Here is a 12,061-nt window from a genome sequence, read left to right as displayed (position 1 = left end):
TCGAATTGTGAGCAATCAAATTTCTCCACACATGGCCGGTCCGCTCAGGACCGAAGAAGAGGACGTGGTCCTCGGGCAACTGGTGCAGGTGATCATCGACGACATCTGGTGGCTCATCGCCATCGCGGCAGCGGTCGTCGCGATAGCGGGCGCCTACTGCGTGCTCGCCAAGCCGATCTACTCGGCCGATGCCCACGTGCGCGTCGAGCAGGCCGACAACACGTCGCAGGCGCTCACGCAGACGCAGACCGGCGCGGCGATCAACTCCGGTTCCGGGTCGCTGCCGACCGACGCCGAAATCGAAATCATCAAGAGCCGCGGCGTGGTCGCGCCTGTCGTCGAGCAGATGAAGCTGAACTTCAGCGTCACGCCCAAGACGGTGCCGCTGCTCGGCAGCATCGCGGCGCGCGTCGCGACGCCCGGCGAGCTGGCGCGTCCGTGGCTCGGGCTGACGTCGTATGCATGGGGCGGCGAAGTGGCCGATGTCGCTTCGATCGACGTGCTGCCCGCGCTCGAAGGTCAGAAGCTGACCATGAAGGCGCTCGACGGCGGCCGTTACGAGCTGTATGCGGAGAACGGCGCGCTGCTGCTGCGCGGCCAGGTCGGCCAGCAGGCCCAGGGCGGCGGCGTGACCATGCTTGTCAACAAGCTGGTGGCGCGTCCGGGCGAGGAGTTCACCGTGATCCGCGCGAACGACCTCGACGCGATCAGCGCGTTCCAGTCGGCGATCAGCGTGCAGGAGCAGGGCAAGCAGACCGGTGTGATCCAGATCTCGCTGGAGGACAAGAACCCCGAGCACGCCGCGCTCGTCGCCAATGCGCTCGCGCAGTCGTATGTGCGTCAGCACATTTCGAACAAGCAGGCCGACGCGAGCAAGATGCTCGACTTCCTGAAGAGCGAAGAGCCGCGCCTGAAGGCCGACCTCGAGCGCGCCGAGGCCGCGCTCACCGCGTATCAGCGCCAGTCCGGCTCCATCAATGCGAGCGAGGAGGCCAAGGTCTACCTCGAAGGCAGCGTGCAGTACGAGCAGCAGATTGCCGGCTTGCGCCTGCAGATGGCGCAGCTCACCGAGCGTTACGGCGACGACCATCCGATGCTCAGGGCCGCGCGCGAACAGATGGCCGAGTTGCAGGCACAGCGCGCGAAATACGCAGACCGTTTCCGCGATCTGCCGGCCACCGAAGTGAAAGCCGTGCAATTGCAGCGCGACGCGAAGGTCGCGGAAGACATCTACGTGCTGCTGCTCAATCGCGTGCAGGAACTGTCGGTGCAAAAGGCGGGCACCGGCGGCAACGTGCATATCGTCGACGCCGCGTTGCGTCCGGGCTCGCCAGTCAAGCCGAAAAAGGCGCTGATCCTGTCCGCCGCGACGATTCTCGGGCTGATCGCGGGCACCGGCTTTGTGTTCCTGCGCCGCAACATGTTCAAGGGCATCGACGATCCGGAGCATATCGAGCGTGCTTTCCATCTGCCGGTGTTCGGGCTCGTGCCGCTGAGCTCGGAACAGGCGCTGCTCGAGAACGGCTTGCAGCGCGGCGGCGAGCGCCTGCGCTCGGTGCTCGCGAATGCGCGGCCGAAGGACGTCACGGTGGAAAGCCTGCGCAGCCTGCGCACCTCGATGCAGTTCACGCTGATGGACGCGAAAAACCGCATCGTCATGCTCACCGGCCCGATGGCGGGCGTCGGCAAGAGTTTCCTCACGGTCAACCTCGCCGTGCTGCTCGCGCATTCGGGCAAGCGCGTCCTGATGATCGACGGCGACATGCGGCGCGGCGTGCTGGAACGCTATCTGGGCGGCCCGCAGGAAAACGGCCTGTCCGAATTGCTGAGCGGCCAGATCTCGCTCGAAGAGGCGATCCGTACCTCCGAAACCGAGAACCTCAGCTTCATTTCATGCGGGCGCCGTCCGCCGAATCCGTCCGAGCTGCTGATGTCGCCGCGGCTGCCGCAATACCTCGACGGTCTCGCGAAGCGTTACGACGTGATCCTGATCGACACGCCGCCGGTACTCGCGGTGACCGACGCGTCGATTATCGGCGCGTATGCCGGCTCGACGTTCTTCGTAATGCGCTCGGGCATGCACAGCGAAGGCGAAATCATCGACGCGCTCAAGCGCCTGCGCGCGGCCGGCGTGCAGGTGCAGGGCGGCATCTTCAACGGCATGCCGGCGCGGGCTCGCGGCGGCTACGACCGCAGCTACGCAGCGGTCCAGGAATATTTGAGCACCTGAGCACCTGAGTGAAGAGGGGGGCGCATGGCGCCCGCTGAAACAATCAAGGACATCGCAACAAGGACATCGCAATGAAAGTGACGGTACTGGTTCCGACATACCGCCGCCCGGCCGATCTCGCGCGCTGCCTCGCGGCGCTGCAACGACAGACGCGCGCACCGGATGAAGTCGTGGTGGTGGCGCGCGCCGACGACGAGGCGACCCACACCTGCCTGCGCGACCCGGCGGTGCCGGGCAAGCTGCCGCTGTCGGTTGCGCTCGTCGAGGTGCCCGGCCAGGTCGCGGCGCTCAATCGCGGACTCGACGCGGCGAGCGGCGACGTGATCGCCATCACCGACGACGACGCCGCGCCGCATCCCGACTGGGTACAGCGCATCGCCGCCGCGTTCGAAGGCGACGCGCGCCTCGGCGCGCTCGGCGGGCGCGACTGGGTGCACGAAAAAGGCCGCGTGCTCGACGGCGAACGTGAGCTCGTCGGCAAGGTCACGGCGCACGGCAAGATCATCGGCAACCACCATCTCGGCGTGGGCGGCGCACGCGAAGTCGACATTCTGAAAGGCGCCAACATGAGCTACCGGCGCGAGGCGGTGCGCAACATCCGTTTCGATGCACGGCTGCGCGGCGCGGGCGCTCAGGTTCACAACGACATGGCGTTCAGTCTCGCCGTCAAGAACGCCGGCTGGAAGCTGATGTACGACCCGCGCGTCGCGGTCGATCATTTCCCCGCGGAGCGTTTCGACGACGACCGCCGCGACGCGCAGACCATGGCGGCGCTGCGCAACGCCGCGTTCAACTTCCATCTGATCCTGCGCGACCAGTTGCCGCCGCTGCGCCGCGAAACCGCGTGGTGGTGGTGGACGCTCGTCGGCACGCGGGTGTATCCGGGCCTCACGCATGCGGTGCTCGGTCTGCTGTCCAAAGAGGCGCGCCTGAAGCTGTCGCGCTGGCGGGCGGTGCGCAGCGGCGCGCACGAGGCGCGCCGCGCGCTCTCGCGCACCGCCTGACGAGGCGGCTACCGCAACGGGCGCGAGCGGCATGCAGTGTCAACACGCTACAGCATCGGCAAGGGAGTCTGTGCATGACAACGAAGGTCCACGTTCATCTGTTTTACGGCGCCGATCCGCGTTTTTATCGACAGGGCGACAACATCGGCTGCCTGTACGGCTATCACCACGCCGAATCGGACGCCTTCGCGCTCACCTATTCGAAGGACGCGCGCGAAAGCAAACCGGTGCGGCTCGTGCGGCGCGCGCTGAAGGCGGCGCTCGGCTTCGACTTCATTCACACGTGGCGCAATCGCGCTGAGATGCTGCGCTCGGACGTGATCTGGACGCACACCGAACAGGAATGGCTGTCGGCTGCGTTGATGCTGCTGCTGTGCGGCAGGAAGGCCGGCGCGAACGCGTCGCCGCTGCTGCTCGCGCAAAGCGTGTGGCTGCTCGACAAGTGGCCTTCATACGGCATCGTGCGCAGCTGGCTGTATCGCAAGCTGATGACGCGCGCCGACCAGCTCACCACGCTCGCGAGCGAAAACGCCGCGCTCTGCAAGCGCTATTTCAATCGCGACGCGAAGCCCTTGCTGTACGGCCTGAATACACGCGACTTTCCAGTGAAGGCGCCCACCGAGTGGAAGCCGCATTCGCCGATCCGCATCGCTGCGATCGGCAACGACCGCGACCGCGACTGGGAGACGCTCATCAAGGCGTTCGGCCACGACGCGCGCTACACGGTGAAGCTCGCCACGCGCCGGCGGATTCCCGCCTCGCTGCGCGCGCCGAACGTGGAAATCGCGCTCTTTTCGGGAATCAGGAAACAGCACGAGCTGTATGACTGGGCCGACGTGATCGTCGTGCCGCTGCGGCCGAACACGCACGCCTCCGGCATTACGGTGATGCTGGAAGCGGCGGCGGTCGGCAAGCCGATGGTCGTGACCAACGTCGGCGCGCTGCAGGACTATTTTCCGGCGAGCGAGGCGAGCTACATTCCGCCGTTCAACCCGCAGGCTTTGCGCGACGCGGTCGATCGCCTCGCCAGCGCGCCGCTCGAAGCGCTGCGCCAGGCGCAGGCGGCCGCCGCGGGTCTCATTGCGCGCGAGCTGACTACCGAGCACTACGCGATGCAGCACGTGCGCATCACGCAGGACATGCTGCGTGCGCGGGCGCTTGCGCGCGGCCGCGGCGTGTCTGAGGAGGACGCGGACGAGGCCGCGCGTGGCCCCGCGCAGCCCGGCGCCGCGCCGGAATCGCGCGGAGGTCTCTGAGCGATGGTCACGCTTTCCCGAGCCGGTGTTCCGCCCGCGCCCGGCATGCCGGGCGCCGGTGGCGTGCCGGGCCTGCCCGGCGTGCGCCCGGCACGCGCGTCGCGCGGCCGGCGCGAGTGGCTGCCGGCCGCCCTGTTGTGGCTGATCACCGCGATGCTGATCGTCGCGCATCAGGGCACGGTGCTCACGCTCGCCTTTCCGCTGCTTGCGATTCTCACGGGCCTGTGGCTCTACTTCAAGAGCCCGGCGCGCTATATCGGCTTCATGTGGTGGCTGTGGTTCCTGAGCCCGGAAGTGCGCCGCCTCGCCGACTGGTCCAAAGGATCGTTCACGCCCACCAGCCTGATCCAGGTCGCGCCGCTCGCGGTCACGATGATCAGCGCGCTCTCGCTGCTGCGCTATTACCGGCTGCTCGGCCAGCGGCGCGGCCTGCCGGTACTGCTGATCCTGCTGGGACTGATCTATGCGTATCTCGTCGGCGTGGTCTCGAGCGGCCCGCTCGCGGCGACCTACGACCTCGCGAACTGGCTCTATCCGATCCTGATCGGCTTTCACATCATGGCGCATACGCGCCAGTATCCCGAGTATCGCGACACCGTCGTCAACACGTTCATCTGGGGCATGCTGGTGATGGGCGGCTACGGGCTGATCCAGTTCTTCATCATGCCGCAGTGGGACGCGCTGTGGATGCTCGGCTCGCAGATGAACTCGCAGGGCGACGCGGTGCCGATGGGCGTGCGCGTGTTCAGCACGATGAATTCGTCCGGACCGTTCGCGTTCGCGATGATGGGCGCGATGGTCTACGTGATGGCCGCCACCCACCGCGTGCGCTGGGTCGCCGCGGCGCTCGGCTTCTTCTCGTTTGCGTTGAGCCTCGTGCGCTCGACGTGGGGCGGCTGGGTTATCGCGTTGCTGATCCAGCTGGTCAAGTCGAACAACAAGGTGCGCGTGCGTATCGTCGCGAGCGCGGTGCTGCTCGCGGGGCTGTGCGTGCCGCTGCTCGCCGTCGGTCCGGTGGCCGAGCGGATGCAGGCGCGCCTGTCCACCATCGTCAATCTGAACGACGACCAGAGCTACGCGGCGCGCAACGAGTTTTACGCGACCTTCGCGAAGACCGCCTTCACCGATGTCGCAGGCGAAGGCATGGGCGCCACCGGCACGTCGACCAAGCTGTCCAACGACGGCGGTCAACTCGGCCAGTACGGCAACTTCGACAGCGGGGTGATGAACATACCGTTCGTGCTCGGCTGGCCCGGCACGTTGCTCTACATGTCGGGCATTGTCTGGCTGCTCACGCGCGCCGTGCTCGCGTCGTTCCGGCTGCGCAGCGACAAGTACGTGTCGGCCTGCCTGAGCCTGTGTCTTGCCACTTTCGCGATGCTGGTGTTCACCAATTCGCTGGTCGGCACGGGCGGGCTGCTGCTTTTCACGAGCGTTTTTTCGATTCTGTCCGCGGTGCATTACGAAAAGCTCAACCGCGCGAGCGCGTCATCGCGCATGCCAATTTTTCACGGAGGCACTGATTGAGAGTCGCCATTGTCACGCACGTTGTGCGCCATAACGACGGCCAGGGGCGCGTCAACCACGAGATCGCGCGCGCGGCGCTCGACGAGGGCATCGGCGTCACGCTGATCGCCTCGCACGTGGCGCCCGACCTGCTGGTTCATCCGAATGTCCGCTGGGTGCCGATCAAAATCGGCCGCTGGTGGCCCACCAATCTGCTGCGCCAGCAGGTGTTCGCGCTGAAAAGCGCGCTCTGGCTGCGCGCGCATCGCCGCGAATACGACGTGCTGCACGTGAACGGCTTCATCACGTGGATGCCTGCCGACGTCAACACGTCGCACTTCGTGCACAGCGGCTGGCTCGGCAGCAAGTACTACCCATTCGGCCTCACCAAGGGCGTGTGGTCCGCGTATCAGTCGATCTACACGCGCTGCAACGCGTTTTTCGAGCGCTGGGCATACCGGCGCTCCAAGGTCATCACGGCGGTCTCGCAAAAGGTCGCCGACGAAATCCGCGCAATCGGCCTGACGCCGGAAAACCGCGTGGACGTGATCTATAACGGCGTCGATACGCGCGGCTTCGCGGCGGCCACCGGCGACCGCGCGAAATTCGGCCTGCCGCAGGATGCGTTTCTGCTGCTGTTCGTCGGCGATCTGCGCACGCCGCGCAAGAACCTCGGCACCGTGCTCGCCGCGCTCAGGCATCTGCCGGAACACGTGCATATCGCGGTGGCCGGTTTTCTGCCGGGCAGCCCGTACCCCGACGAAGCGAAGGCGCTCGGTATTGCAGAGCGCGTGCACTTTCTCGGGCTCGTGAAGGAAATGCCGGTGCTGATGCATTCCGTCGATGCGTTCGTCTTTCCGTCGCGCTACGAGGCCATGAGCCTGTCGCTGCTCGAAGCGATGGCGGCCGGGCTGCCGGTCGTCACCGCGCGCACGGCGGGCGGCGCCGAGATCATCACGCGGGATTGCGGGATCGTGCTCGACGATCCGGACGACCCGCAGGCGCTCGCCGCCGCAGTGGCGCGCCTTGCCGCCGACGACGCCGCCCGCCGCAAGATGGGCGCGGCCGCGAGCGAGCTTGCGACCGGCTTTGGCTGGGCGCGCATGGCCGCGCAATACATCGCGCTCTATCGGCAGCTCGAAGGGCAGCAGAAGAACCGCCGGCGCAGCGAGGCGGAGGCCGCGGTGGTCGCGAAGACCGACGCGTTGACGCTGAACACGCTAGCCGGGCACAACAGCGTGGAATGACTGAATGAGGCCGGCCACAAGCCGGCCAGCGTGAACGGCGCGCGAATCTGAGCCGCATGGCGGCTTCGCGCAGCCGGGCATCACCACTCACCGAATACCTCACAGAACACAAAGGGGAATGACAATGACGACGAGTTCAATCAAATCGCTGCAGATCGGTATGCACTGGTTCCCCGAGCGCGCAGGCGGCCTCGACCGCATGTATTACTCGCTGGTCGGCGCGCTGCCCGGCGCGGGCGTCGCGGTGCGCGGCGTCGTGGCCGGCTCGCCGAAGGTTGCCGCGGACACCGGCGGCGCGATCAACGGCTTCGGCTCCGCCGCGCAGTCGCTGCCGTTGCGCCTGATGGCCGCGCGCCGCGCGCTGCGCCATGAGATCAGCGTCTCGCGCCCCGACGTGATCTCGTCGCACTTCGCGCTGTACACCTTCCCTGGGCTCGACGTGACGCGCGGCATTCCGCAGGTCTCGCATTTTCAGGGACCGTGGGCCGACGAGAGCCACGTAGAAGGCGCGGACTCGCTCGGCCAGCGCGCGAAGCGTTATCTGGAGCAGTCGGTGTATGCGCGTTCGTCGCGTCTCATCGTGCTTTCCGAGGCGTTCGGCAAGATTTTGACTTCGCGCTACCGCATCTCGCCGGAGCGCGTGCGCGTGGTGCCCGGCTGTGTCGACGTCGAGCAGTTTAACCTGCCGCTCACACCGGCGGAGGCGCGTTTGAAGCTGCAATTGCCGCAGGACCGGCCCATTGTGCTGGCGGTGCGGCGCCTCGTGCGGCGCATGGGGCTGGAGGATCTGATCGACGCCGTGAAGCTGCTGAAGCCTCAACACCCGGACGTGCTGTTGCTGATCGCCGGCAAGGGGCGTCTCGCGGACGAACTGCAGGCGCGTATCGACGCAGCCGGCTTGCAGGACAACGTGAAGCTGCTCGGCTTCGTGCCCGATCAGCACCTGGCGGCGCTGTATCGCGCGGCCAATATCAGTGTGGTGCCGACCGTGGCGCTCGAAGGCTTCGGGTTGATTACCGTCGAATCGCTCGCTTCGGGCACGCCGGTGCTGGTCACGCCGGTGGGCGGCCTGCCGGAAGCGGTGGCGGGGCTCTCACCCAATCTCGTGTTGCCTGAGACGGGCGCAAAAGCGATCGCGGCGGGTCTTGCGGGCGCGCTGAGCGGCACCTTGAAGCTGCCCGACGCCGATGCATGCCGGCGCTATGCGCGCGAGAATTTCGATAACTCGGTGATCGCCAGGCGCGTCGCGGCGGTGTATGCGGAGGCCATTGCGGCGGGCGGAGTGCACTGAAGTGTGAGAGCGCAATGACGAAGGCGCCGGCCCTTTTCTACAAGAGCCGGCGCCTTTTGTTGTGTGCATTCGCTTGCGCGCATTTTCTTGCGCGCTGAGTTTTGCGTGTTGAGTATTCGGGTGCGCTGATCGTGCGTTGGTCGTGCGCTGGTCGTGCGTTGGTCGTGCGTAAAATCGAACCGCAACGAGCCACCGCGTTCGCCCGCATCCACCGCGATGCGGGCGAGGGCGGCGCCGGTTCAGAAGGTCTCGTGATGCTCGTTGCGCCCGAGATCTGCGTGAACCATCATGTGGCACAACTGTTCGAGGCTGGTTTTCGGCTCCCAGCCCAGCTTCTCGCGGGCCTTGTCCGCGCAGCCGATCAGCAGGTCCACTTCGGCGGGCCGGTAGAACTTCGGATTCACGCGCACGAGCGTCTTGCCCGTGGCCACGTCGATGCCGGTCTCGCGCTCTTCCTTGCCCGACCATTCGAGCTGATAACCGGCTGCGGCGAACGCCATGCGCACGAAGTCGCGGACCGTTTCGGTGCGGCCCGTCGCGAGCACGAAAGTGTCCGGCTCGTTCGCTTGCAGCATGCGCCACATGCCTTCCACGTATTCGAGCGCAAAGCCCCAGTCACGCTTCGCGCTGAGGTTGCCTAACTCCAGCACGTCCTGCTTGCCGAGCTTGATCTTGGCGACGCTGTCCGTGATCTTGCGCGTGACGAATTCGCGCCCGCGCAGCGGCGATTCGTGATTGAAGAGAATGCCGCTGCTGGCAAAGAGGCCATACGACTCGCGGTAGTTGATGGTCGACCAATGCGCGAAAAGCTTGGCCACCCCATACGGGCTGCGCGGATAGAAGGGGGTGTCCTCGCGTTGCGGCACCGCCTGCACGAGCCCGAACATTTCCGAGGTCGACGCCTGGTAGTAGCGCGTTTTCGGGCTGAGAATGCGAATGCCTTCCAGCAGATTCAGTGCCCCGATGCCGGTTACCTCGGCCGTGGTCGCCGGCTGATCGAACGACACGCCCACGAAGCTTTGCGCAGCCAGGTTATATAGTTCGTCGGCCTGTGCGCCTTCGAGCAGGCGCAGCGTGGAGCCAAGATCGGTCAGGTCGTGCTCGACCAGCCGCAGATTCGGATGATCGAGCACGCCCAGTTCGCGGATGCGCCAGAAATTCACAGAGCTCGTGCGCCGGTAGGTGCCGGTCACCTGATAGCCCTTGTCGAGCAGCAGCTTGGTCAGGTAGGCGCCGTCCTGTCCGGACACACCGGTGATGATCGCTTTGCGTGGTTGGCTCATAGCTTGCCTTCAATATTGGTAAAAGAAAAAAAGAGCACCTCAGAGCGTGCCATCCAGGAGCCGCCGCACCAGCGGTTCGACGACCTGAAAATCCTGCTCGGCCTTGAGCCTGTACAAGCCCGGCTTCGGATGCGCGCCATCGGACATCAGCGTTTTCCAGTCCGGCAGACTGCTGATGTACGCGAACTGGTCGACAAGCGGCACCCGCTGCTCGGCGGCCACGCGGCGGGTCATCGCGGCCATTGTCGCGAGCCGGGCATTGAGCCGGTTGTCTGGCATCGGATTCGACGTTTCCAGCACGGGCTCCTTGCCGAGCGCCCGCGCGGTTTCCACGAGCGCGGTTTGCGCGGCGTAGAACTGCTCGGGCGTCTGGTTCTGCATGACTTCGTTGATGCCGTAGTTGATCAGCACGATCTGCGCGGGAGATGCCGCGAGCCGTGCGCGCCACGGCAAACCGGCCGTCGGTCCGGCGCGGCGATTGCCGGTGCCGTCGCGCAGTTGCGAGGCTGTCGTGCCGCCCACGCCATAGTTGACGACATGAACGCGCTTGCCGTGATGCATCTGCAATTCGTCCTGCAGGTACGCTACGGCGTTCTGCGGCTGCGGCCCGCAATGGCCCTCGCTGCAGGAAATGCCGAGCGTCGTCGAGTCGCCGTAGGCTTCGATGGCAATCTCGCGCGGTGCTGCATTGGCGGCTTGCTCTGCCTGCGCTGCTTCGGTGGCCGCACCCGCGCCCACCGCACAGCGCACACTGAGCAACGCGAGCAGGGCCGCGACGGCAGGCCATGCCGGGCTTCTCATGCGCGGCTTTGCGGCGCTTGCGACGCCGTACCCGGCACGCTCGCAGCGGCGCCGGCCGTTGTGTGCGCGCTGCCGCGTGAACCGAAGATCAGACGTTTTTCGAACGCGAACCACGTGAAGCTCGCATAGGCGAGGGTGATAGCAAGCGCCAGCGCGGCCGTGACATAGCGGCTCATGTTCAGCGGCCACAGCGCATACAGCACGCTCAGGTGGATCAGATAAATCGTGTAGCTGATGGTGCCGATATACACCAGCACGGGGTTGCACAGCAGCCGTTTGACGATGCCCCGGCTTTGCAGCGCGATGACCACGACGGACGTGCACAGCACCAGCGAGATGCTGTAGAGCCCCGCGTTCGAGAGCGGCGTATTGGCTGCGCGAAAGCGCGGAAAGTGCAGGTGCAGCCACGCGAGCGCCGCCAGCGCGGCGAGCATGCCGAGCACCGCGAGGCCCTTGAACGGTTCGAGCGCGTCGCGGTCGCGCCGCACCGCGACGGCGAGCAGCGCGCCCGCCGCGAGCAGGTCCATGCGAAACGGCGTGAGGTAATAGATCGGCCAGAACGAATCGAACCACGGCGTAGCCACCGCGCGCAGCACCGGCACGAGCAGGATCAGCGCGGCGGCTACCCACGCGAGCACGCGCTCGGGCACGAGCAGGATCACGAACGGCCAGACAATATAGAACTGTTCTTCCACGGCGAGCGACCACAGCACGTTCAGACTGTCGTGACCGCTCTGATTGAGCGCATCGCCTATGTTGGTCGCGAAGAACGCGTACCACTGCCAATGCTGCGCCCAGCCGAATCCGAACAGGATCGACGACACCACCATGAGCAGCAGATACGGCGGCAGGATGCGCCGCGCCCGGCGTGCGTAGAAATAGCCGAAATACGACTGGCCGCGCGCCTTGCGCTCGAGCAGGATGCCGGTGATCAGAAAGCCGCTCAGCACGAAAAACAGATCGACGCCCATCCACAGCGGCGCCTTCAGCGCATGCTGCGCGAACACCGCGAGCACGGCGATCGCCCGCAAGCCGTCGAGCTGCACGATGCGGCGTGAATGGGAAGGCGCGATGGGCAGGGCGCTAGCAGTCATGAACCGTCCATGGTGTAAAGCGGGGAGGCCGCGGAATGCCGCAGGGCGTTGCACGAAAGAGTGCCGCGCCCGTCACGGCCGCGACAAGATTGCAATCGATTCTAGGCAAAAGAAAATCGCGAAAAAACGCGAATGAAATGGATAAATGAATCAGATTGCAACAGGGTGTTTCGTTATGCATTTGCCGGCGTGTTTCGTGGTTGTTCGCGGCTGGTGTCGCGCACCCGGCGATGCTATGAAAGAAGTGGCGCGCCTGCCGGCGAAACGACACCATACCGGTAAAAACACGGCGAAGGCGGCGGCACAGATGCGCCGCGCACGGCGCCCGACAGGCAAACTTTTCCTTTAA

At 65.8% G+C, this 12,061-nt stretch carries 10 protein-coding genes; 7 read left to right on the top strand and 3 right to left on the bottom strand.

Annotation, left to right across the window (positions count from 1 at the left end; genetic code table 11):
- Positions 1–31: 31 nt before the first annotated feature.
- From JNB89_RS09400 to JNB89_RS09375, 6 genes are all read left to right on the top strand, one after another.
- Positions 32–2,230, top strand: a complete 2,199-nt coding sequence (locus JNB89_RS09400; protein ID WP_135893676.1) for a polysaccharide biosynthesis tyrosine autokinase — start codon at positions 32–34, stop codon at positions 2,228–2,230.
- Positions 2,231–2,301: 71 nt separating this feature from the next.
- On the top strand, positions 2,302–3,234 hold the full coding sequence (locus tag JNB89_RS09395; RefSeq protein ID WP_135893647.1) for a glycosyltransferase family 2 protein: 933 nt from the start codon (positions 2,302–2,304) through the stop codon (positions 3,232–3,234).
- 74 nt (positions 3,235–3,308) lie between these two features.
- The gene (locus JNB89_RS09390) at positions 3,309–4,490 is read left to right on the top strand and encodes a glycosyltransferase (RefSeq protein ID WP_220362018.1); all 1,182 of its coding nucleotides are present in this window, start codon (positions 3,309–3,311) and stop codon (positions 4,488–4,490) included.
- 3 nt (positions 4,491–4,493) lie between these two features.
- Positions 4,494–6,017 (top strand): glucose-6-phosphate isomerase, encoded by a 1,524-nt coding sequence (locus JNB89_RS09385; protein WP_220362017.1) that lies wholly within the window; start codon positions 4,494–4,496, stop codon positions 6,015–6,017.
- Positions 6,014–7,243: a glycosyltransferase family 4 protein gene (locus JNB89_RS09380; protein ID WP_220362016.1), complete on the top strand. Its 1,230-nt coding sequence runs from the start codon at positions 6,014–6,016 to the stop codon at positions 7,241–7,243. The genes JNB89_RS09385 and JNB89_RS09380 overlap by 4 nt, the downstream gene beginning before the upstream one ends.
- Before the next feature lie 124 nt (positions 7,244–7,367).
- Complete coding sequence (locus JNB89_RS09375) at positions 7,368–8,534, top strand: glycosyltransferase family 4 protein (protein WP_013339252.1); 1,167 nt, start codon at positions 7,368–7,370, stop codon at positions 8,532–8,534.
- Positions 8,535–8,773: 239 nt separating this feature from the next.
- On the opposite strand, the gene gmd is transcribed toward JNB89_RS09375, so the two are convergent.
- From gmd to JNB89_RS09360, 3 genes are read right to left on the bottom strand one after another with little or no spacing between them, the layout of a single operon-like run.
- Complete coding sequence (gmd, locus tag JNB89_RS09370) at positions 8,774–9,817, bottom strand: GDP-mannose 4,6-dehydratase (protein WP_013339253.1); 1,044 nt, start codon at positions 9,815–9,817, stop codon at positions 8,774–8,776.
- 39 nt (positions 9,818–9,856) lie between these two features.
- Positions 9,857–10,618 carry an SGNH/GDSL hydrolase family protein gene (locus JNB89_RS09365; RefSeq protein ID WP_220362015.1) on the bottom strand — a complete coding sequence of 254 codons (762 nt, stop codon included), beginning with the start codon at positions 10,616–10,618 and terminating at the stop codon, positions 9,857–9,859.
- Positions 10,615–11,712 carry an acyltransferase family protein gene (locus JNB89_RS09360; RefSeq protein ID WP_220362014.1) on the bottom strand — a complete coding sequence of 366 codons (1,098 nt, stop codon included), beginning with the start codon at positions 11,710–11,712 and terminating at the stop codon, positions 10,615–10,617. Before JNB89_RS09360 ends, JNB89_RS09365 begins: the two co-directional genes overlap by 4 nt.
- Before the next feature lie 145 nt (positions 11,713–11,857).
- Between JNB89_RS09360 and JNB89_RS09355 the strand changes: the two genes are divergently transcribed.
- Positions 11,858–12,061, top strand: coding sequence for a hypothetical protein (locus JNB89_RS09355; RefSeq protein ID WP_220362013.1), 204 nt, complete (start codon positions 11,858–11,860; stop codon positions 12,059–12,061).

The sequence above is a fragment of the Paraburkholderia phenoliruptrix genome (assembly GCF_019511605.1).
GTDB classification, from domain to species: Bacteria; Pseudomonadota; Gammaproteobacteria; order Burkholderiales; family Burkholderiaceae; genus Paraburkholderia; species Paraburkholderia phenoliruptrix_A.
This window is presented reverse-complemented; position numbering and strand designations above follow the sequence as displayed.